This is a genomic window from Streptomyces sp. P9-2B-2, from assembly GCF_030406865.1.
GTDB lineage: Bacteria > Actinomycetota > Actinomycetes > Streptomycetales > Streptomycetaceae > Streptomyces > Streptomyces platensis.
This window is the reverse complement of sequence record NZ_CP129126.1, coordinates 7,697,391-7,718,066: the sequence shown is the minus strand read 5'-3', so window position 1 is coordinate 7,718,066 and position 20,676 is coordinate 7,697,391. Positions and strand designations below refer to the sequence as shown.

The 20,676-nt window shown below is 72.9% G+C and carries 17 protein-coding genes; 10 read left to right on the top strand and 7 right to left on the bottom strand.

Features of this window, described 5'->3' with window-relative positions:
• The first annotated feature begins 96 nt into the window (after positions 1-96).
• Positions 97-1,521, top strand: coding sequence for a lipase maturation factor family protein (locus tag QT196_RS33950; RefSeq protein ID WP_290356289.1), 1,425 nt, complete (start codon positions 97-99; stop codon positions 1,519-1,521).
• On the opposite strand, the gene QT196_RS33945 is transcribed toward QT196_RS33950, so the two are convergent.
• On the bottom strand, positions 1,415-2,503 hold the full coding sequence (locus QT196_RS33945; protein WP_168484173.1) for a tetratricopeptide repeat protein: 1,089 nt from the start codon (positions 2,501-2,503) through the stop codon (positions 1,415-1,417). The genes QT196_RS33950 and QT196_RS33945 overlap by 107 nt on opposite strands.
• 296 nt (positions 2,504-2,799) lie before the next feature.
• Here QT196_RS33945 and QT196_RS33940 point away from each other — a divergent pair, with 296 nt between their 5' ends.
• On the top strand, positions 2,800-4,008 hold the full coding sequence (locus tag QT196_RS33940; RefSeq protein ID WP_290356288.1) for a lactonase family protein: 1,209 nt from the start codon (positions 2,800-2,802) through the stop codon (positions 4,006-4,008).
• Between the two features lie 163 nt (positions 4,009-4,171).
• Here the strand turns inward: QT196_RS33940 and QT196_RS33935 are convergent, their stop codons facing one another.
• Both QT196_RS33935 and QT196_RS33930 read right to left on the bottom strand, forming a co-directional pair.
• Entirely contained in the window at positions 4,172-5,440 is a 1,269-nt protein-coding gene (locus QT196_RS33935; protein ID WP_290356287.1) for an aminotransferase class I/II-fold pyridoxal phosphate-dependent enzyme, read from the bottom strand.
• 295 nt (positions 5,441-5,735) lie between these two features.
• Positions 5,736-6,404 carry a hypothetical protein gene (locus tag QT196_RS33930; RefSeq protein WP_290356286.1) on the bottom strand — a complete coding sequence of 223 codons (669 nt, stop codon included), beginning with the start codon at positions 6,402-6,404 and terminating at the stop codon, positions 5,736-5,738.
• A 327-nt stretch (positions 6,405-6,731) separates the two neighbouring features.
• On the opposite strand from QT196_RS33930, the gene QT196_RS33925 reads away from it, so the two are divergent.
• Positions 6,732-8,138 (top strand): alpha/beta hydrolase, encoded by a 1,407-nt coding sequence (locus QT196_RS33925; protein WP_290356285.1) that lies wholly within the window; start codon positions 6,732-6,734, stop codon positions 8,136-8,138.
• A gap of 77 nt (positions 8,139-8,215) precedes the next feature.
• Here the strand turns inward: QT196_RS33925 and QT196_RS33920 are convergent, their stop codons facing one another.
• Positions 8,216-8,989 (bottom strand): PaaX family transcriptional regulator C-terminal domain-containing protein, encoded by a 774-nt coding sequence (locus QT196_RS33920; RefSeq protein WP_168482503.1) that lies wholly within the window; start codon positions 8,987-8,989, stop codon positions 8,216-8,218.
• A gap of 83 nt (positions 8,990-9,072) precedes the next feature.
• Between QT196_RS33920 and QT196_RS33915 the strand changes: the two genes are divergently transcribed.
• From QT196_RS33915 to QT196_RS33895, 5 genes are all read left to right on the top strand, one after another.
• Positions 9,073-10,737 (top strand): acyl-CoA dehydrogenase family protein, encoded by a 1,665-nt coding sequence (locus tag QT196_RS33915; RefSeq protein WP_168482502.1) that lies wholly within the window; start codon positions 9,073-9,075, stop codon positions 10,735-10,737.
• Positions 10,737-11,582, top strand: a complete 846-nt coding sequence (locus tag QT196_RS33910) for a crotonase/enoyl-CoA hydratase family protein (RefSeq protein WP_248001430.1) — start codon at positions 10,737-10,739, stop codon at positions 11,580-11,582. The genes QT196_RS33915 and QT196_RS33910 overlap by 1 nt, the downstream gene beginning before the upstream one ends.
• A gap of 113 nt (positions 11,583-11,695) precedes the next feature.
• Positions 11,696-12,205 (top strand): DUF1990 domain-containing protein, encoded by a 510-nt coding sequence (locus QT196_RS33905; RefSeq protein ID WP_266732417.1) that lies wholly within the window; start codon positions 11,696-11,698, stop codon positions 12,203-12,205.
• A 237-nt stretch (positions 12,206-12,442) separates the two neighbouring features.
• Positions 12,443-13,666: a metallophosphoesterase gene (locus QT196_RS33900; RefSeq protein WP_266732415.1), complete on the top strand. Its 1,224-nt coding sequence runs from the start codon at positions 12,443-12,445 to the stop codon at positions 13,664-13,666.
• Between the two features lie 100 nt (positions 13,667-13,766).
• On the top strand, positions 13,767-14,609 hold the full coding sequence (locus tag QT196_RS33895; protein WP_168482500.1) for an SMI1/KNR4 family protein: 843 nt from the start codon (positions 13,767-13,769) through the stop codon (positions 14,607-14,609).
• A gap of 56 nt (positions 14,610-14,665) precedes the next feature.
• Here the strand turns inward: QT196_RS33895 and QT196_RS33890 are convergent, their stop codons facing one another.
• Positions 14,666-15,097 (bottom strand): DUF2000 domain-containing protein, encoded by a 432-nt coding sequence (locus tag QT196_RS33890; protein ID WP_168482499.1) that lies wholly within the window; start codon positions 15,095-15,097, stop codon positions 14,666-14,668.
• 333 nt (positions 15,098-15,430) lie between these two features.
• Between QT196_RS33890 and QT196_RS33885 the strand changes: the two genes are divergently transcribed.
• Positions 15,431-17,575 carry a SpoIIE family protein phosphatase gene (locus QT196_RS33885; RefSeq protein WP_290356284.1) on the top strand — a complete coding sequence of 715 codons (2,145 nt, stop codon included), beginning with the start codon at positions 15,431-15,433 and terminating at the stop codon, positions 17,573-17,575.
• A 287-nt stretch (positions 17,576-17,862) separates the two neighbouring features.
• On the opposite strand, the gene QT196_RS33880 is transcribed toward QT196_RS33885, so the two are convergent.
• Entirely contained in the window at positions 17,863-19,260 is a 1,398-nt protein-coding gene (locus tag QT196_RS33880; protein ID WP_168482497.1) for an NADP-dependent succinic semialdehyde dehydrogenase, read from the bottom strand.
• Positions 19,261-19,727: 467 nt separating this feature from the next.
• Positions 19,728-19,862 (bottom strand): hypothetical protein, encoded by a 135-nt coding sequence (locus tag QT196_RS33875; protein ID WP_266732406.1) that lies wholly within the window; start codon positions 19,860-19,862, stop codon positions 19,728-19,730.
• Between QT196_RS33875 and QT196_RS33870 the strand changes: the two genes are divergently transcribed.
• Entirely contained in the window at positions 19,861-20,643 is a 783-nt protein-coding gene (locus QT196_RS33870) for a L,D-transpeptidase family protein (RefSeq protein ID WP_266732404.1), read from the top strand. The genes QT196_RS33875 and QT196_RS33870 overlap by 2 nt on opposite strands.
• Positions 20,644-20,676 lie beyond the last annotated feature (33 nt).

Sequence of the window (20,676 nt, the reverse complement as noted above, 5' to 3'; positions counted from 1 at the left end):
CTCGCTCCTCAACGCTGGGGAAGGAGCGAAGGATCCAGCCACCGAGGCCGCGCGCCATGTCGCAGAGCGCGCGGTCGCGGTGCTACCCATGGGCGGGTGGCATGGTTCTCCGATTCCGGTTACTGGCTCGGGCGGCTGGTCTTCCAGCGCACGCTGGCCGTTCTCTATGTGGTCGCGTTCCTCGCGGCGGTGCGGCAGTTCCGGGCACTGATCGGCGCGCGCGGCATGCTGCCGGTGCCCGCCTACGTGGACATGGTGCCGTTCCGTGCGGCGCCCTCGGTCTTCCACTGGCACTACTCGGACCGCTTCTTCGCCCTGTGGTCGTGGAGCGGGGTGCTGCTCGCCGCGGCGGTGGCGGCGGGGGCCGCGGACGCCGTGCCGCTGTGGGCGTCGATGCTGATGTGGGCCGCGCTGTGGGCGATGTATCTGTCCATCGTGAACGTCGGGCAGACCTGGTACGCCTTCGGCTGGGAGTCGCTGCTGCTGGAGGCGGGCTCGCTGGCGGTGTTCCTCGGCAACGCCGCAACCGCTCCCCCGGTGACGGTCATGTGGCTGCTGCGATGGCTGCTGTTCCGGGTGGAGTTCGGGGCCGGGCTGATCAAGATGCGCGGTGACACCTGCTGGCGGGATCTGACCTGCCTCTACTACCACCATGAGACCCAGCCGATGCCGGGGCCGCTGAGCTGGTTCTTCCACCATCTGCCCAAGCCCCTGCACCGAGTCGAGGTGGCCGCCAACCATGTCGCCCAACTCGCCGTGCCGGTCCTGCTGTTCACCCCGCAGCCGATCGTCGGATGGGCGGCGCTCGTGATGGTGGTCACCCAGCTGTGGCTGGTGCTGTCCGGCAACTTCGCCTGGCTGAACTGGGTGACCATCGTGCTCGCCCTGTCGGCGGCCGCCCCGCTGTGGGCGCAGCCCGCCGCGCCGCTGCCGGCGCCGCCCGTCTGGTTCGAGGTCCTGGTCCTCCTCGCCACCGCCGGGGTCCTCGCGCTCAGCTACCGCCCGGCCCGCAATCTGCTGGCCCGGCAGCAGCTGATGAACACGTCCTACGAGTCGCTGCATCTGGTCAACTCGTACGGGGCGTTCGGCAGTATCACCCGGGTCCGCCGGGAGATCGTGGTCGAGGGGACGGCGGACGCGGTGACCGGGCCGGACACCACCTGGCTCGCGTACGAGTTCCACGGCAAGCCGGGTGCGGTGCGCCGGCTGCCGCGGCAGTTCGCGCCGTATCACCTGCGGCTGGACTGGCTGATGTGGTTCGCCGCGCTGTCACCGGCCTACGCACAGGCGTGGTTCGTGCCGTTCGTGGCCCGGCTGCTGGAGAACGACCGGGATACGCTGCGGCTGCTGCGCGGCAATCCGTTCCCCGATCTGCCGCCGGCCCGGATCCGGGCCCGGGTCTTCCGCTACCGCTTCACGACCTGGCGGGAACTGCGGGATACCGGGGCGTGGTGGCATCGCACCGAGGAGCGGGAATTTCTGCCGCCTCTGGCCCGGTCAGCTCTGCGCGGAAGGCGATGACCATATCGCGGGCATGGCGCAGTCCGATGCGTGTGAAGTCCTTTTCCAGCGCGGCGAGTTCGGCAAGCGTCTCCTGCTCGTCGCGGCCGAGGCGGGCGCGGGACTTGGCGAGGCCGAGCCGGGAGAGCGCCACGCCGCGGGGCTCCTGCATCTCGCTGAACTCCGCCAGCGAGAGGGTGTAGGTCTCCCGCGCGAACTCGTAACGGCCCGCCCGGTAGAAGACGTTGGCGCGCATCTTGTGGTTGTACGCGAGCGCGCTCGCCAGGTCCATCGTGCGGCAGATGGTCTCCGCCTCGGACAGCAGCGCCAGCGCCCGGTCCGTCTCGCCCTGGACGGACAGGACATCGGCGACGCCACGCAGCGACCAGGCGCGGCCGCGGGCGTCATCGGCGTCGGCGGCGATCCGGGCGGACTCCTCGAACAGCTCCAGGGCCTTGTCGTAGCCGCCGGTGTTGCGGTGCATCTGGGCTATGCCGGACATCGCCCAGACCATGTGGCGGGCCTCGCCGTGCGCCCGGCCCTGTTCGAGCAGTTGCTCATGGAGCTCGGCGACCGCGGCGTAGTCGCCCTGTATGCGGCCGGTTTCGGCGAGGCCGGCGAGCGAGTAGCCATGGGCGAGGCGGTCGCCGCTGCCGTCGGCCAGCGCGACGGCGTGAGTGAGCAGCCGGCGGGCGAGCGACAGCCTCCCGCACTGGCGGGCCAGGGTGCCGCCGCTCCACAACGCCCAGGCCATGGCGCCCGGTTCGCCGGCGGTGCGGGCGCTGCGGTAGCTCTCCCGCCAGGCGTCCCCCGCCTCGGTCACCCGGCCGAGCCGGCGGTTGGCCTCGGCGACCGCGAGCGCGGCCCGGGACCGCTCCAGTGGTGTGCCCGCGTCGGCCTGTGCCCGGCTCGCCGTCGCCAACACCTCCTCGTAGGAGGAGTTCACACCCAGGGCCGCGCCCAACTCGCCCTGATATTCAGGGGCGAATGCCTTGCCGTACATAGATCCGTGGCCCTCTCGACTCATCTCCGTGCCTTGATCAACAACCTATGGCCGGTGGAGGGTCCGGCGAATCCGCCCGCGTATGGGTTGTGCCGTACGACTCGAGTGCTACGGATGAGGACCATGGTCATCTTGAGGATGTACGGGTCCGTCAGGGTCATCCCACCTAAGGGAGACCCGCGGGGCCCGGCGCGCCGCGCCCCGCGGGGGGTCTGCTTGCCCGAGCGGGCCGGGACGGGACACCCTGTTGACAACCACCCGATCACGGACCACCGACCGCGAGCACGAGGTGTGGCATGGAAGCAGAAGACACCGGAACACCGGCCGGGACCGGTACCGGGACCGGACGGCGGCGGTTCCTCGGCACCGTCGCGGGGCTCACCGCGGCGGCCGGGACGGGGCTGCTGTCGATCCGGGACCCCGGACCGGCCCGGGCCACCCACCGCCCGGAACCCCGCCCGCCGCGCATCCGTCCGCTCTTCCTCGGGACCTACACCTCGGTCCCGGGCGGCGGCACCGGCGTCGGGTTCGGGACGTACGACACCGTGACCGGGCAGATCACCGCCGGCGGGGTGGTGGCGGGGGTCGCCGATCCCTCATACCTCGCCCTGGCGCCGTCCGGCCGGACGCTCTACGCGGTCAATGAGCGGGAGCAGGGCGGGGTGACCGCCATGGCCCTGCGGCCGGACGGCCCGCCCGCGGTACTGGGCACCCGGTCCACCGGCGGCGCGGGCCCCTGCCATCTGTCGGTGCATCCCGGCGGGCGCTGGCTGCTCAGCGCCAACTACCTCTCCGGCAGCGTTGCCGTGCATCCCGTCGACCTGGCCACCGGCGCCCTGGGCGAGCGCACCGATCTGGTCACCCACTCCAGCCCGCCGCCCGGCCCCGGCCAGGACGGGCCGCACGCCCACCAGATCCTCACCGCCCCGGACGGCCGCCATGTGCTCGCGGTGGACCTCGGCAACGACACCGTCTACACCTACCGGCTCGACACCACGGCCGGAAAGCTGACCCAGGTGTCGTCCGCGTCGCTGCGGCCCGGGGCCGGCCCCCGGCACCTGACCTTCCATCCCTCCGGCGGCTTCGCGTACCTGGCGAACGAGGTCGACAACACGGTCGTGGTCTGCCGCTACGACCGCCGCAGCGGACGGCTCACCCCCGGAGCGCCGCAGTCCACCGGCACCGGTCCGGGCACCAGCTATCCGGCACAGCTCCTGGTCCCCCAGCGCGGCGACTTCGCCTATCTCGCCAATCGCGGCCACAACAGCCTGACCCGCTATGCCGTGGAGGCGGCGGGGGCCCGGCTGCGGCTGCTGGACACCGTGCCCGTGGGCGGGGACTTCCCCCGGCACATCGCCTTCTCGCCGGATCAGCGCTTGCTGTTCGCGGCGAACCAGAAGTCGGGGTCAGTGACGGTGTTCTCGGTAGACGCCGGGACCGGGGAGCTGCGGCGCGCGGGTGCGCCGTTCACGGCTCCGGTACCGGTGTGCGTGCTGCCTCGGTGAGCACGGCACGCGGGTCGCTCCCCCCTGCGACGTCCGCAGACGGGAGCACTGCGGCAACAGCGCCGCAGGACCGGCTCAAGGCGGTCTGCGGCTTCCGGCCGAGCTGCGGCGGCGGAAGGCGCCGGCCGACGCGGTCTGAGCCGCATCGGCCGGCGGAGATTTCCTAGGCGGCCTGCTGCTCGTAGCCCACGAGCCGGACGCAGACGGCGAGGCCCTCGATGGCCTGCTCCAGCTCCGCGAGGCCCGGGTAGCTGGGCGCGATCCGTATGGTGGTGTCGCGCGGGTCGTCGCCGTACGGGTGGGTGGCGCCGGCCGGGGTCAGCACGATGCCCGCCTCGGCGGCCCGGCGTACGACCTCCTTGGCGCAGCCGTCCGGCACTTCGAGGGTGACGAAGTAGCCGCCCTTGGGGTCGGTCCACCGGGCGAGGCCGGTGCCGCCGAGCTCCGTCTCCAGGATCCGGGCCACCATCTCGAACTTCGGCTGGAGCAGGGCGCGCTGGCGCTCCATGTGGGCCCGCACCCCGTCGGCGTCCCGCAGGAACATCGCGTGCCGCAGCTGGTTGACCTTGTCCGGGCCGATCGACCGCTTGGCGTTGTTGCCCAGCAGCCACTGCACATTCGCGGGCGAGGAGCCGAAGAAGGCGACTCCGGCACCCGCCGCGGTGATCTTCGAGGTGGAGCCGAAGACGAACGCGCGGTCCGGGTTCCCGGCCTCCGCGCAGGCGGCGAGCAGGTCGGCTATCTCGGCCGGCTCGTCGGTGAGGTGGTGGGCGGCGTACGCGTTGTCCCAGAAGATCCGGAAATCGGGCGCGGCCGTGCTCATCGCGGCCAGTCGCGCCACCGTCGCGTCGCTGTAGCAGACCCCGTCCGGGTTGCTGTACTTCGGGACGCACCAGATGCCCTTGACGGCCGGGTCCTCGGCGACCAGCCGCTCCACGACCGCCATGTCCGGCCCCTCGGCCGTCATCGGCACCGGGATCATCTCGATCCCGAACCGCTCACAGAGCGCGAAGTGCCGGTCGTAGCCCGGGACGGGGCACAGGAACGCGATCCGCTCCTGGTCCACCCAGCGCGACTCGGCGCCCGGCAGCACGCTCAGCAGGGCGTGCACCAGGCAGTCGTGCATCAGCTCAAGGCTGGAGTTGCCCGCCGCGAGAAGCTGCCCGACCGGGACCTGGAGCACCTCGGCGAAGATCTCCCGGATCTCCGGCAGCCCCTGAAGACCGCCGTAGTTGCGCACGTCCGTGCCGTCGGCGGCGGTGTGCCGCCCGGCCGGCAGGCTCAGCAGATCCTCGGAAAGGTCGAGCTGCTCGGGCGCCGGCTTGCCCCGGGTGAGGTTCAGCGAGAGCCCGCGCCCCGCGAGATCCTGATAGTCCTTGCGGGCCTGCTCAAGGAGCCCGCTCGGGGCGTCGGCGCTCAGCTCGGTGGTCATGGTGTTTCCTCTCAGGCCGGTGGCGCCGCGGGGACGGCGCCCGGGGCTTCGGTACTGCCTGCCGAGGATACAAACCGCCGTTCGAACGCCCCGGCCAGCCCCGGGTGGATCTTGCTCAGGCCCGGCATAACGGGATTCCCGGCCTCTCCGCTGTGCCCGTTCGGGGCTTTACGCCCGCTATGCGCGCCGGTGGGCTCTTTCTGAGGTATGCGCAGATAGTCGCCGATCCCGGCCACGAGGCACCGGCCCGCCGCCGGGCGGCCAGGAGCGGTGACCACAGAACGCGCCGGGCGGGTCAGCCGGAGTGGGTGATCACCCCGGTGGCGACCCACACCGCCCACGCCAGCGGAATGAGCGCCACATAGGCCGGCGGCCGCCGCAGCACGGGCACGCCCTCGTCCATCGGCCGGCGGCCCGGGGCGGGCGTGGACGGGGGCAGCTTGCTGAACTTCAGGTGCGCCACCAGGTTCCAGATCAGGGTGAACGGCGTGAACGCCACGAGGGAGATCGGGCTCCACCAGCCCAGGCAGAGGGTCCTGGTCGTCATCTGCCGCACCACCGAGCGGCCGCAGCTCCGGCAGAACGGGCCGTCCAGCTTCTGGAATCGCATCATGATGAGCAGGCCCTGATGGGCACGGACGGCGAAATTCACGGCGGCCGCTGACCCGCAGCCCCGGCACTGCGTGGGGGCCGGGGGCGCCGGGTATCCGGGCATCGGTCCGTGGCCGGGATGCGCGTAGGCGTGGGGCTGACCTACCGGGTAGCCGGGCGCCGGGGCCTGGCCGGGCTGGGCGTAGGTCTGGGGCTGCCCCGCCGGGTAGCCGGGCGCCGGGGCCTGACCGGGCTGGGCGTAACCCTGCGGCTGCCCCGCCGGGTAGCCCGCCAGGTACCCCGCCACCGGCGCCTGGCCGGGCTGCCCGTAAGCCTGCGGCTGCCCCGCCGGGTACCCCGCAGGCTGCCCCACAGGCCCCGCCGGGTACGTCGGGGCAGGGCCATACGGCTGCCCGTGGGGCGGCGGAGTGGTCATGAGTGGGTCTCCAAGGTGGGCGGTCCGGAGGGACGGAGCGGGGCTGAGGGCCGCCCACACTCCGCTGCCGATGGCGTGCGTCCCGCTGGGCGCCAACTCAGGCCGGTCGGGCCGATGATCGTACGTGACGGGGCTCCAGGGCCGGGCGGGGGCCGGTGCGCCCCGGCCCGGTGGTGACAACCGGGGCCGCGGGGCGTGGCGTTCGGGGGAAGGGCGGGTGTCGCAGAGGGGGGCCGGGGGGCGCGGCTCGTACGTTCGGGCGGCATGACGAACGCATCGGCTGATCGCGCTTCCGGCCCCACCCGCCGCACCACGCTGACCGGGCTCGTCGGCGGCGCCGGGGTCCTCCTGGCCGCCGGGTGCAGCGCGTCGCCCGCGACGGCGCCCACGCCCCGTCGCACGGCCCGGGCCTACGCCTCGGCGAGCGATCCGACGCCCGGCGTGATGACGCTCTTCAAGGATCCCGCCTTCAACTTCAACGGGCTCCTCGCGCTCGGCGGATCCGGGTACGGCTCCGCCGAGGTGGGCGAGGTCCTCACCGCCGTGAACACGATCAACAAGGCCGGGCTGTCCGCGCAGTCGTACACCGAGACCTTCAAGACGCTCGGCGATCAGCTGCGGAAGCCGCCCAGCAGCGGAAAGCCCGACACCCAGACCACCCGTTTCCGTGCCCTGCGGGCCTCGCAGTACTACGCACAGGCGCTGTTCTTTGTCCTCGGCTCCAACACTCCCGGCAGCGAGGAGGCGCTCTACAAGGCGGGACGCGGCGCCTGGGACGCGTTCTGCGAGCGGTGTGACCCGGTTCCGGTGACGGCGCGCGTCCCGTACGGGAAGACCCCGTTGCCGGTGTGGTTCTTCCGGCCGGACAGCTCCGGCGAGCGGCGCCCGACCGTGATCCTCACGAACGGCAGCGACGGGCAGAACGTCGACATGTGGACCTACGGCGTGGCGGCCGCTCTTCAGCGCGGCTGGAACGCCCTGGTCTACGACGGGCCCGGCCAGGGCCAGTTGCTCTTCGTCGACCAGGTGGTCTTCACCCCGCGCTGGGAGAATGTCGTCACCCCGCTCGTCGACTGGCTGTCCGCCCGCCCGGACGTGGACACCGGCAAGATCGCCCTGACCGGGCTGAGCATGGCCGGGGATCTGGCGCCCCGGGCGGCGGCCTTCGAGCACCGGATCGCCGCTCTGGCGGCGATGCCCGGTGTGCTCTCCCCCTGGCTGGGCTTCCCGCCGGAGATCCGGGAGATCCTCATTCCGGGCAACAAGGCGAAGACCAACGCCATCTGGAACAAGGAGGCCGTCCCGGGGCTGTCACCGGCCGAGGCCGCGACGCTGAAGAAGCGCTTCGAGCCCTTCTCGGCGCCCGCGATGCTCGCGGCCCGTGCGGGCAAGATGTTCACCGACTTCTACACCCCGGCCACCCTCATCAAGTCGCTGGACATCACGGACGTCGTGAGCCGCATCAAGATGCCCACGCTGGTGCTCGACTACGAGTTCGAGCAGTTCTATCCGGGGCAGCCGCGCCAGATGTTCGAGAAGCTGACGGCTCCCAAGGACTATGTGAAGCTCACCGCCGCCACCGGCGCACAGCTGCACTGCTCCCCGATGGCTCCGCAGCAGCACTGCGAGGTCGTCTTCGACTGGCTGGACGAGAAGCTGTCCGGCAGCTGAGCGCCGCCGCGGGCTGCGCGCCGGGGGCCTGTCGGTGCCCGGGCGCCGCAGCCCGTAGGGGGCTCCGCACGAGAGCCCTAACCGGCCAGGTACTGCCGTAGCAGATCGCGCAGCTCGGTCTCGAACTCGGCGTAGTCGCGGCGCAGTTGTTCGCCCGGCCAGTTCTCCGGCAGGAGTTCGGCGGGCAGCAGCGGGTCGGCGAGGAGATGGCGGAGGGCGGCCGCCGCGACCGTGAAGCGGTCGGCGTGGGTGCCGGCCCGGTCCAGTGCGGCCGACAGGGCGCGGGCCCGCCCGGCCCAGCCGGTCAGGTCCCACAGCCGGCCGGCGAGGGCGGCCGGGTCGTCGTCCGGAGTGCCGGTGAACCAGGTGCACTGGTCGGTGACGACGGCGGGGCGGGGCCGGTCGAGGTTGGCGGGGCGCAGCCAGCTGCCCTCGCGGAGCTCGGCCAGCCGTAGCGCGGCCATGGCCTGGCGCAGCGCGGTGCGCTCGGCCGCCGGGCGGCGTTCCGGGGTGGCGACGACGGCGATCTCCCAGCCGCCGTTCCAGGGGACGGTCCGCGGGGCGCGGCTCTCGTCCTGCCGGGTCTGGCGGGCCAGCAGCCGGGTGGTGAGGGCGTACGAGCCATCGGTCTGCCGCAGGTCACCGGCGGCCACCATCCGGGAGAGCGCGACCCGGACGGTGCCCTCGGCGATGCCGAAGAGTTCACCGACCCGCACCAGGGCGCGTGCGGGCAGCCGCGGCGGGTGGTGCCCGAGGAGGGTGCTCAGCACGATGGAGCGGGCGGTGAGCGGGCGCAGCGCGAGCGCGGCGGCCCCGGTGTCGTCGATCGTGCGCATGCGGTCGTCGTTCATATGTGCCGGAAATTCTAGCGAGGGCGGCCCCGGTCGTCATTACAGTCTTCCCACGACTGTTCGGTTTCTGTAACGTCAACGGTATGACCGTCACCCATGAAGTCGTGAATCAGGCCCCGCCGCTGACCGGGTTCAGCACGGCGGACGAGCCTGCCCTGCTGGAGGCGCTGCGCCGGGACGGCGCCGAGTGGGGCGTGCGGGAGGTGACCGAGCTCGGCGCCCTGGCCGGTTCCGCTGCGGTGCAGGACCAGGCCCGCTGGGCGGAGGAGCAGCCGCCGCGGCTGCACACCCACGACCGCTTCGGGCACCGGATCGACGAGGTCGCCTTCCATCCGGCCTGGCATCAGCTGATGACCGTCGCGGTGGAGCACGGGCTGCACGCCGCGCCCTGGGCCGACGGCCGCTCCGGGGCGCATCTGGTGCGCGCCGCGAAGTTCTACGTCTGGTCGCAGGCCGAGGCGGGGCACGGGTGCCCGATCTCGATGACGTACGCCGCCGTGCCCGCGCTGCGGTCCGCGCCGGAGCTGGCCGCGCAGTACGAGCCGCTGCTCGCCGCGCGCAGCTACGACTTCGGGCTGCGCGCGCCGCTGACCAAGTCGGGCCTGATCGCCGGGATGTCGATGACGGAGAAGCAGGGCGGCTCCGACGTACGGGCCAACACCACGCGCGCGGTGCCGGCCGGCGACGGCACCTACCGCCTCACCGGCCACAAGTGGTTCACCTCGGCGCCGATGAGCGATGTCTTCCTGGCGCTGGCGCAGACCGAGGAGGGGCTGAGCTGCTTCCTGGTGCCCCGGGTGCTGCCGGACGGCATGCTCAACGGGATGCGGCTGATGCGGCTCAAGGACAAGCTGGGCAACCGCTCCAACGCCTCCTCCGAGATCGAGTACGACGAGGCGGTGGCCTGGCCGGTGGGCGAGCCGGGCCGTGGGGTGCGGACCATCGTCGAGATGGTGAACATGACGCGGCTGGACTGTGTGCTGGGGTCGGCGGCCGGGATGCGGGCCGGGCTGCGGCAGGCGCTGCACCACACCGCGCACCGCCGGGCGTTCGGGCGGGAGCTGGACCGCCAGCCGCTGATGCGTTCGGTGCTGGCCGATCTGGCGGTCGAGTCGGAGGCGGCGACCCTGCTGGGGATGCGGCTGGCGACGGCGGTGGACCGCTCGCAGGCCGGGGACGCCGGGGAGAGCGCGCTGCGGCGGCTGGCGCTGGCGGCCGGCAAGTACTGGGTGTGCAAGCGGGGCAGCACCCATGCGGCGGAGGCGCTGGAGTGCCTGGGCGGCAACGGCTATGTCGAGGATTCCGGTATGCCGCGGCTCTATCGGGAGGCGCCGCTGCTGTCCATCTGGGAGGGCTCGGGGAATGTCGCCGCGCTCGATGTGCTGCGCGCGCTGGGCAAGGAGCCGGCCGCGCTGGACGCGTTCCTCGCCGAGGTGGACACCGCGGCGGGCGCCGACCGGCGGCTGGACGCGGCGGTGGCCGGGGTCCGCAAGATGCTCGGCGGGCTCGCCGATCCGGAGCGGGCGCAGCTGATGGCGCGGTCGCTGGCGGAGCGGATGGCGCTGGTGCTCCAGGGTTCGCTGCTGGTGCGGCACAGCCACCCGGCGGTCGCCGACGCGTTCTGCGCCTCGCGGCTCGGCGGGGAGTGGGGCCATGCCTTCGGCACCCTGCCGCCCGGCGCGGATCTGACCTCGGTCCTGGAGCGGGCCCGGCCGGGTGCGGCGGACGCGGCCGGGAACGCGTCCTGATGGCCGTACGGGTGGAGCGCGCCGGGCCGGTGACGACGGTGGTGCTGTCCCGGCCCGCCGCCCGCAATGCCGTGGACGGTGTGATCGCCCAACAACTCGCCGACGCCTTCCGGGAGTTCGATGCCGATGACGAGGCCCGGGTCGCGGTGTTGTGGGGCGAGGGCGGGACGTTCTGCTCCGGTGCCGATCTGAAGGCGATCGGCACCGAGCGCGGCAACCGCGTGGCCCCGGACGGCGACGGGCCGATGGGCCCGACCCGGATGCGGCTCGGCAAGCCGGTGATCGCGGCGGTCGCGGGGCATGCGGTGGCCGGGGGGCTGGAACTGGCGCTCTGGTGCGACCTCCGGGTGGCGGAGGAGGACGCGGTGTTCGGGGTGTTCTGCCGGCGCTGGGGCGTACCGCTGATCGACGGCGGCACGGTGCGGCTGCCGCGGCTGATCGGCGCGAGCCGGGCGATGGACCTGGTGCTGACGGGGCGACCGGTCCCGGCGGCGGAGGCGCTGGACATCGGGCTGGTCCACCGGGTGGTGCCGGCCGGTTCGGCGCGGGCGGAGGCGGAGTTGCTGGCGGCGGAGCTCGCCCGCTTGCCGCAGGCGTGTCTGCGCAGCGACCGGGCCTCCCTGCTGGACCAGGAGGGCCGGGACGAGGAGTCGGCGATGGCCGCGGAACTCCGTTACGGGCAGTCGGTGCTGTCCGAGGCGGCCCAGGGTGCGGCGCGGTTCGCCGCGGGGGCGGGGCGGCACGGTGCGCCGGACGGCAGCCGGGGTCCGGGCGCCCTCGCACCCATGGAGCAGGCCCGCCCCACGCCCGACTCCTCCCGCTCCGGCCCAGGTCACAGCAGCTGACGGCGGCCGCGGGGCCCGCCACCCCGCGGACGGCCGGTGTCGTTGAACGCCCACGGCTCTCCGCGTACCGTCGCCCTGCCCCGCCGTCGCCGCCCGCCCTCCAGGAGCCCGCCATGCGCGATCTGAACTACCCCGAGGAGGGCGGCACCCGTCGTACCCCGCTGCCGCCCGGCTACCACCACCTCCGCGAGGAGCTGCCGCTGGGCCACGGCCACGCGGTGCTGACCGCGGCGGGCGAGGCGATCACCACCTTCCGGATGCATCGCGCGGCGGGCACCGGAATCCGCGCGGACGCCCCGCGGGCCGCGCCGGGCGTGCACGTCGAGGTGTCGCTGGGGTTCGGCCCGCTGAGGCTGCGGGCGCCGTGCACCGTGGTGTGGACGGTGGCCGAGGAGAACCGCATCGGGTTCGGATACGGGGCCCGGCGCGGGCATCCGGAGTGCGGCGAGGAGGCGTTCGTCGCCGAGCTGCGCGCGGACGGCTCGGTCTGGTTCACGGTGACCGCCTTCAGCCGCCCCGCCCGGACGATCACCCGCCTCGGGGGCCCGCTGGTCCCGGTCTTCCAGCGCCAGTACGTCCGCCATCTCGGCCGGACCCTCCGCCGCCTCGCGAACCGTCGGTGAATTCCGCGTGACGGGAACCGGCCACCGCCGCCCGCCGCGCCGCCCACCGTGGTAGCCCTTCAGCCGGGCCGGCTCCGGAAGCAGCGCGCTCACCACGGCCCCCGATCACACCCTGACAGCGCCCGGAATACGGGTAGTTACCGACGCGTAGCTTTGCGGCTGCCGATCGCCATACGTCCACCTCTGCTTCATCTTTTCGTCACCATCACCTCTGGCGACCATGAAAGAAATCCAGACATGTGTGATGACGAACTGATCCCGCCGCAGGCGGATATGACCGAGCGGGAGTGGCTGCGGGCCGGGTCGGAGGCGACGGCCGGGGGGCCGTCGATGCGGACGACGGGGCGCGTTCCGCAGTGGGTGAACCGGCGGACCCTGCTGGGCGGCGCGATGGCCGGTGCGGCGCTCACGATGCTGCCGTCGCCGGCCCAGTCGCCCGCGTCCGCCGCACCCCGCCTCGGCGGGCCGGGAGCCTTTCCGTTCCCCGAACACCCCAATGGGAAGGGCGAGTTCGCCATCCTGGTGACCGGCGACGCGGGAACGGGGGACGAGGCCCAGTACGCGGTGGCGGCCGCCGCCCGGGACCTCTGCCGGGCCGAGGGGATCGGCCTCGCGGTCGGCCTCGGCGACAACATTTACGAGAACGGGCCGGAGTCCGACGACGACTCGGAGTTCCAGGACAAGTTCGAGAAGCCCAACAGCGGTATCGATGTGCCCTGGCTGATGGTGCTGGGCAACCACGACTGCTCGGGGCTGATCCCCGGCAGCGGCGGCGACCCGTCCCGCGGTGACCGCGAGGTCGCCTATGCCGCCACCTCACGGCGCTGGTACATGCCGAGCCGCTACTACAGCGTGCCGCTGCCCGCCGCCGATCCGCTGGTGGAGTTCTTCGCCATCGACACCATTCCCTGGTCGTCGTATGTGGCCCAGCTCGACCCGCACTACCGCTGGGACGGGCCGTACATGCGCGAGCAGCGGAGCTGGCTGGACGGTGCGCTGCGCGCCTCGCGGGCCCGCTGGAAGGTGGTGATCGGCCACCACCCGTACCTCAACAACGGCAAGCACGGCAGCGCCGGTTCCTACGACGGTTTCGAGATCGGCAACTACACCAGCGGTGTCCACCTCAAGGACATGTACGAGAACGTGGTCTGTGGACGGGCCGATCTGATCCTGTCCGGCCATGACCACACCCTGCAGATCCTGGAGCCGACGGCCCGTACGGGCGGCACCCGGCAGGTGGTGTGCGGCGCCTCGGCCAAGACGGAGGACGGCAAGGCACACTTCACGCACCCGGCGGCCTGGCAGAACTTCTCCGACCACGGGTTCATGCTGCTGAAGGTGTCCGGCGCCCGGCTGACCATCGAGGCGTACACGGTGGACGTGGCAACCCGGAAGGCCACCCTGGCCCACCGCACCCGCCAGACCCGTCCGGTGACGGCCCCCGCCGGGGCACACGCCTGACGACCACAGCCGTCCCGGGGGCGCACTCCCGGGACGGCTGACTCGTACGGCGACCAGGGGCAGTTGCGGCTGTCCCGCCCACCGCTTCTAGGGTGTGCCCATGATCGACTCACCTGATCCGCTCGCCCGCATCAGGGAACGGGTACCGCCGCCGGCCGAAGCGGTGAACGGCTCCGGCGACTGGGGCGCCGCCGAGCGAATGCTGGGGACCCCGCTGCCGGACGACTTCAAGCGGGTGGTGGAGGCGTACGGGCGCGGCGACTTCTGGGGCGCGCTCTGCCTGTGCACGCCGTTCGGTGACGACAATCCCGTACCGCTCACGGCGGATCTCCTGGAGGACTTCGGCCCGTTGCGGGATCACTGGCCCGAGCAGTACCCCTACCCGCTCTTCCCGGAGCCGGGCGGGCTGCTCGCCTGGGCGGTGACCGACATCGGAACGCACCTGTGCTGGCTGACCGTTGGGCCGCCCGCCTCCTGGCCGGTGGTCATCTGGTCCCGCGACGACGACTACGAACGCTTCGACCACGGGGTCGCCGCCTTCCTCGACGAGTGGCTCAGCGGCCGCCTCACCTCGGAACTCCTGCACGCCGACCCGGACATCGCCCCCTGGTTCGACACGGCCGTCGACCGCGACCACATCTACCTCCAGCTCGACGAAGGGCCCCTCCCCTACCCCGAACGGCTGCGGATCCTGCGCGAGGCGCTCGGCCCCACCGCGGACCGCGGCTCGTACGAGCACCAGGGCAGCCGGCAGGACCACTTCGTCGTCACGGGGACCGAATGGCAACTGACCTATGAGACGGCCTACGGGCACCAGCTCCGCGTCGCCTTCCCGCCCGCGGACAGCGCCCGGGCCCGCGACGCGGTGCGCACCGCCCTCGATCGCATGGGATGCGCCGTCCAGTCCGCCTCCACGATCCACGGCACCTCCTCCTGGACCTGAGCCCGCCGGCCACGTGCTGATGGGCGCGGCCGGCGTGCGCAGGCGTCCGGCGGCGCTCAGGGGTGCATACGGGCGCCCTTGAGCGCCTTGTCGACCGCGTTGCGCGGTCCGTACACGGCGAGACCCACCAGGTCCAAGCCGTCCTTCGGCACCGCCCGCACCGCAGCGCGGTTGTCCCGGTCGTTGCCGGTGGCGAAGAGGTCGGAGGTGAACACCGACCGGGGCAGCGCACGGGACAGGGCGCGGCCGTGTGCGGCGGTCAGGGTCTCCTTCGTGCCCTGGAAGACCAGGACGGGCTGGCGGAACATGGGCAGATACGGGGTGCCGTCGGCATCGGCGTACGGGTCCCCGATGACTTCGGGGAGTTCGGAGCCGAGGCCGCTGACCAGGAACGCGGTCACATTCAGCCGCTGCCAGGGCTCCAGGTCCTCGCGCAGCAGCACGGCGATCTTGGTCTCGAAACGTACGGCGGTGTTCTCGTTCGTCATGCCTCCGAGACTGCCGCCCGCCCCGTCCCACCTTCTTGTACGTTCTTGGCATCCTTGCTGGTCAGGGCGAGAGCGGGGCGGGCGGCCCGGTGCCGGTCGGCGCCTCTCACCGGCCCGGCCCTCCCTGCGTACCGGAAATGCGGGGCCTGCGGCCCGCGCCTAGGGTGTTCGCATGGCCGCGTTCCGGTGGATATCGGCCCCGGTCAACGGCCCGCGACCGAGGGCACGAGGGGTGCTCGGCGCGGTGTCGCGGGCGGCCGTACCGATGCGCCGCCGCCCGCGAGAAGCGGGCCCCCACGTCGCGCGCGGCGGGGTCACGAAGCACGGCACACCATGAGCGGCCCGCCCCAGGAACCGTCCGACACGGACTACGACCCCCGGACCGACCGGGCGTGGCGGCATGTCGCGGAGGACGCCCCCGGGGTGTCGCACCGGGAGCCCATCGGGCTGCGCGAGCGGCTCTCCCTCAACCGGATGGGCACCTTCGACTGGGATCTGGACAGCGGCTTCATGGACCTGGACGCCGGTGCCATGGAGGTCTTCGACCTCCGCCCGGAGGAATACGACGGCGCGCCGATGTCCCTGGTCACGCGGGTGCCGCCGGAGGAGGGGCTGCGGCTCGACGAGGCACTCTCCCAGGCCCTCCAGGACAGCCACTCGTCGTACGGCTCCTACTTCCGGCTCCAGTGCCGCGACGGGACCCAGCGCTGGACGCATTCGCAGGGGCGGATTCTGCACGACGCGGATGGGAAGCCGTACCGGATCATCGGCATCGTCCGGGAGGCGACCAGCGAGCTGGCGGACTCCGCGCTGCTGCGTTCGCTCCAGCAGGAGCGGCAGCGGCAGACCCTGATGGTGCAGCAGACCACCGCCGCGCTGGCCCGTGCGCTGTCCGTCAGGGATGTGACCCGAGTGCTCACCGGGGCCGGCGGTGCCCGGCGGTTCGGCGCGGACGGGCTGGTCCTGGGGCTGGTCGAGAACGAGGAGTTCGAGGTCATCGCCACCGCCGGGCTGGAGGGCGAGGTGCCCGACGACATGATGACCTCACGGCTGGACGACACCCTGCCGCTGGCCGACGCGGCACGCTCCCGCCAGTCCATCTTCCTCAGCAGCCGCGGCGAGCTGATCGCCCGCTATCCGCGGCTGCGCCCGTCCACCGAGGTGCTCCCGGCGGGCAGCGCGGCGTTCCTGCCGCTGGTCGCGCAGGACACCGTGATCGGTGCGCTGGGGCTGTTCAACGCCGAACCGGCGGTGCAGTCGCCGGAGGCCAGGAATCTGGCGCTGGCGCTGGCCGGTGTCGTCGCGCAGTCGGTGCAGCGGGCGACCCTCTTCGATCAGGAGCGGGAGTTCGCGACGGGCCTTCAGGCGACGATGCTGCCGCGCCGACTGCCGCCCCTCACGGGCGGTGCGGTCACCGTGCGCTACCACCCGGCGAGCGTCGGGCGGGACATCGGCGGCGACTGGTACGACGTGATCGCGCTGCCCCAGGGGCGGACCGGGCTGGTGGTGGGCGATGTGCAGGGCCACGACACCCACGCGGCCGCCGTGATGGGCCAGCTGCGTATCGCGCTGCGCGCCTACGCCAGCGAGGGGCATTCCCCGGAGACCGTGCTGGTGCGGGCCTCCCGCTTTCTGGCCGAGCTGGACACCGAGCGCTTCGCCACGTGTACGTACATCCAGGCCGATCTGGAATCCGGCGCGCTACACCTCGCGCGGGCCGGCCATCTCGGCCCGCTGATCAGCAACAGCTCCCGGCACATCGACTGGCCCGAGGTCCGCGGCGGGCTGCCGCTGGGCCTGGCCACGCACTTCGGGCACGACCACTTCCCGGAGACCCAGCTGTTCCTGGAGCCGGGGTCGACACTCCTGCTGTGCACCGACGGCCTGGTGGAACAGCCCGGCCGGGACATCTCCGCCGGTATCGACGCGCTGTCCGCGGCGGTCCGCGCCGGGCCCACGGACCTGGAGGCGCTCGCCGACCGGCTCGCGGACCATCTGTGGGCCGATCCCGGCTCGGAGGACGATATGGCCCTCCTGCTGCTGCACCGGCTGCCCGGGCCCGGGGGCGCCACCACCCCGCGGCTGCGGCTGCATGTCCACCAGGCCGATCCGTCGGGCACCGCGGAGGTCCGCTCGGCGCTGCGCCGCACGCTGGACCAGTGGCGGGCGGGCGCCGTGATGCACAACATCGAGGTCGCCGCCTCCGAGCTGATCGCCAACGCGCTGACGCACACCGAGAGCGGCGCCCTGGTCTCCGTGGAGCTGCTGCCCGGCACCCCGCGCCGGATCCGGCTGGAGGTCGAGGACCGCTCCAGCCGGTGGCCACGGCGGCGCAGCCCCGGCGAGACCGCGACCTCCGGCCGGGGCCTGATGCTGGTCGAGGCGCTCGCCGACGAATGGGGCGCGGAGCCGCGGGGCGCGGGCAAGGCCCTGTGGTGCGAGTTCGCGGTGCCGGACACGGCGGATCTGACGCACTGAATCACCGTGCCGGGAAAGGTGATGGGGGGGCGGCCGCGCGCTCTCCCGCGGCTCTGCCGAAGGCCGTCCACCGGCTCTCGGGCCGCCAGCCGACCGGACCGACGCGTCGGGCGACGGCAGCTGCGCCGCGGTCGCTGCGGCCCGCCCCGGACCGCAAGGGGCCGAGCCGACCAACCTGGCCGTTGGCCGACTCGGCCTAACCGGAACGTACCCGCTCACGTCCCCGGCGAAAACTGCTCCGGCAGGCGCACCCGTAGGGGCCAACTCCGGTGCGGCGCCCGGATTTCTCAGTCCTCCGGCCCGTACCACAGCGTCGTCATATTGCAGAACTCCCGCATGCCGTGCCCGGAGAGCTCCCGTCCGTAGCCGGAGCGCTTGGCGCCGCCGAACGGGAGGCCCGGGTGGGAGGCGGTCATCCCGTTGAAGAAGACCCCGCCGGCCTGAAGATCGCGGGCCAGCCGGTCCTGTTCGTCGGGATCCCGGGTCCAGGCATTGGAACTGAGCCCGAACGGTGTGTCGTTGGCGACCCGCACCGCCTCGTCCAGGTCGGCGACGCGGTAGAGCGTGGCGACCGGCCCGAACGCCTCCTCCTGGTCGATGCGCATCTCGGAGGTGATGCCGGACAGCACCGTCGGCTCATAGAACCAGCCCGCGCGGTGCTGCGGTGGCCGCCGTCCGCCGCACAGGGCGGTGGCACCCTTGTGGACCGCGTCATCGACGAGTTCCTCCAGGTCGGAGCGGCCCTGTTCACTGGAGAGCGGCCCGACATCGGTGCTCTCGTCCATCGGGTCGCCGACGGTCAGCGCGGCCATACGGCCGGTGAACCGCTCGGCGAACGCGTCGTAGACGTCCTCGTGCACGATGAACCGCTTGGCCGCGATACACGACTGCCCGTTGTTCTGGACGCGCGCGGTGACGCCGACCCGGGCCGCCTTGTCGAGGTCGGCGGAGGGCAGCACGAGGAACGGGTCGCTGCCGCCGAGTTCGAGGACGGTCTTCTTGACCTCGTCTCCGGAGACGGCTGCCACCGCGCGGCCGGCCGGTTCGCTGCCCGTAAGGGTCGCGGCGGCGACCCGCGGGTCGCGCAGGATGTCCTCGACGGCGCCGGACCCGATCAGCAGGGTCTGGAAACAGCCCTCGGGGTAGCCGGCGCGGCGGAAGAGTTCCTCGAGATAGAGGGCGGTCTGCGGGACGTTCGAGGCGTGCTTGAGCAGCCCGGTGTTGCCCGCCATCAGGGCGGGCGCGGCGAACCGTACGACCTGCCAGAGCGGGAAGTTCCAGGGCATCACCGCGAGCACGGTGCCGAGGGGGCGGTAGCGCACCACGGCACGCCGCGCGCCGGAGTCGCTGACGTCCGCGGGGTCGGGGTGCTCGTCGGCGAGCAGCGCCTCGGCGTGGGTGGCGTACCAGCGCATGGTCTTGGCGCACTTCGCGGCCTCCGCGCGCGCCTGGGCCAGCGGTTTGCCCATCTCCGTGGTCATGGTGCGGGCGATGCCGTCCTGGTCGGCGTCGAGCAGCTCGGCGGCCGCGAGGAGCAGTTCCCTGCGGCGTGCGAAGCTCGTGGTCCGGTGCTCCTGGAAGGCCTGCTCCGCCCGGACCAGATGATCTTCGATCTCGCCCGCGTTGAGCGCGTCGAAGGTCTTCAGGGTCTCGCCGGTGGCCGGGTTGACCGTGGCGATGGCCATGATCAGCACCTCCTTGGTGGTGCGGGGACGTGGTACCCGCGGTATACGGGGCGAAAGTCCGGGCGGCTCCTAGGAGAGCGGCGAAGGAGCCGGGGACGGCTCCGGGACCGGGTCGGGATCGGGTCCGGGCGGACGGGGTATCGGCGACGGTTCCGGCGGGATGGGTTCGGGCGGCGCGGGCGGGACCGGCGGGCCGGGGAGCGGGTCCGGGACGGGGTTCGGCGGTGGTCCCCCCGGATCCGGCGTGGGCTGCGGATCTCTGTCGAGCGTGCGCTCACTGCACGTAAATGGTTGCCGCTGCACTGCGGGCCTCCAGAATGAGACGGCTAGTGGCACATCAACCCCCGTACCCGAGTTTCGCCCGTCCATGGCCCCGGCGCACGGCGGCTTGCCGCGGACGGGTTGCGCACGGGCGGGGCACGGCGTATATGACCCGATCGGGCGTCGCCGGGCACACCGGTCACGCTCTACGGTGCGGTCATGCCCATGACGTGGACCGGGACGCTGCTGAGGATGTGGACGAGGACGAGGGCGAGGACGCGCCTGGCGGGGGCCGGGGGCGAGGTAGTGGCGCTGCGGGCGAGGGGCCGGAGCGGGGGCATGAGTGGGGTCGGGAGCGGGGCGCCGCCGGGGAACGCCCGGCGCAGGCGCGGCGTCGGGATCGTCGCGCTGCTGTCGGCGGCCGGTGTGGCGCTGGGTGCGCCCGCCGCCCCCGGTGTGGCTGCCGCGCGGCCCGCCGTCGCCCCCGGCCCCGGTGTCCCCCTCCCCGCCGCCATGGCCGACACCGGCGGTGGCACCCAGCTCATCACCGCCCGTGCGCGCACCCTCAGCTCCACCACGGGGACCGTGCAATGGTGGCAGCGGCACAACGGCCGCTGGCAGCTGAGGGGTTCGGCACCGGCCCGCTTCGGATCCGGCGGACTGGCCGAGGGCGGCAGCCGCGTGCAGGGCACCTCGACCACCCCGACCGGCCTGTACGACCTGCCGTTCGGCTTCGGGACCGCCCCGGCACCGCCCGGCACCACGGTCCCGTACCGCCGCGTCGGCGCGCACTCCTGGTGGTGCGAGGACAACGCCTCCGCCTCCTACAACCGCTGGGTGGACCCGCTGCCCCCGGACTGCGCGGCCGCCGAGTCCGAGCGGCTGGCCGGCTACCCGACGCAGTACAGCCGGGCCCTGGTCATCGGCTTCAACTACCACCGGCCGGTCCGCGGCCGCGGTGCCGGGATCTTCCTCCACGTCAACGGGAAGGGCGCCACGGCCGGCTGTGTCTCCGTACCGGCCGGGGCGATGGCGCGGATCCTGTCCTGGGTACGGCCGTCCGCGCATCCGCATATGGCCATCGGCACGGCGTCCGGGGCGACGGCGCTGACTCGCTACTGACCGGAGTGCGCCGCAGGTCCACCCCGGCCAAGC

What these genes read in the sequence shown, in the direction of transcription:
- QT196_RS33945 (WP_168484173.1), bottom strand. Translation starts at nt 2,503, where the DNA reads ATGTACGGCAAGGCATTCGCCCCTGAATATCAGGGCGAGTTGGGCGCG.
- QT196_RS33940 (WP_290356288.1), top strand. Translation starts at nt 2,800, where the DNA reads ATGGAAGCAGAAGACACCGGAACACCGGCCGGGACCGGTACCGGGACC.
- QT196_RS33935 (WP_290356287.1), bottom strand. Translation starts at nt 5,440, where the DNA reads ATGACCACCGAGCTGAGCGCCGACGCCCCGAGCGGGCTCCTTGAGCAG.
- QT196_RS33925 (WP_290356285.1), top strand. Translation starts at nt 6,732, where the DNA reads ATGACGAACGCATCGGCTGATCGCGCTTCCGGCCCCACCCGCCGCACC.
- QT196_RS33920 (WP_168482503.1), bottom strand. Translation starts at nt 8,989, where the DNA reads ATGAACGACGACCGCATGCGCACGATCGACGACACCGGGGCCGCCGCG.
- QT196_RS33915 (WP_168482502.1), top strand. Translation starts at nt 9,073, where the DNA reads ATGACCGTCACCCATGAAGTCGTGAATCAGGCCCCGCCGCTGACCGGG.
- QT196_RS33910 (WP_248001430.1), top strand. Translation starts at nt 10,737, where the DNA reads ATGGCCGTACGGGTGGAGCGCGCCGGGCCGGTGACGACGGTGGTGCTG.
- QT196_RS33905 (WP_266732417.1), top strand. Translation starts at nt 11,696, where the DNA reads ATGCGCGATCTGAACTACCCCGAGGAGGGCGGCACCCGTCGTACCCCG.
- QT196_RS33900 (WP_266732415.1), top strand. Translation starts at nt 12,443, where the DNA reads ATGTGTGATGACGAACTGATCCCGCCGCAGGCGGATATGACCGAGCGG.
- QT196_RS33895 (WP_168482500.1), top strand. Translation starts at nt 13,767, where the DNA reads ATGATCGACTCACCTGATCCGCTCGCCCGCATCAGGGAACGGGTACCG.
- QT196_RS33890 (WP_168482499.1), bottom strand. Translation starts at nt 15,097, where the DNA reads ATGACGAACGAGAACACCGCCGTACGTTTCGAGACCAAGATCGCCGTG.
- QT196_RS33885 (WP_290356284.1), top strand. Translation starts at nt 15,431, where the DNA reads ATGAGCGGCCCGCCCCAGGAACCGTCCGACACGGACTACGACCCCCGG.
- QT196_RS33880 (WP_168482497.1), bottom strand. Translation starts at nt 19,260, where the DNA reads ATGGCCATCGCCACGGTCAACCCGGCCACCGGCGAGACCCTGAAGACC.
- QT196_RS33870 (WP_266732404.1), top strand. Translation starts at nt 19,861, where the DNA reads ATGAGTGGGGTCGGGAGCGGGGCGCCGCCGGGGAACGCCCGGCGCAGG.
- QT196_RS33875 (WP_266732406.1), bottom strand. Translation starts at nt 19,862, where the DNA reads ATGCCCCCGCTCCGGCCCCTCGCCCGCAGCGCCACTACCTCGCCCCCG.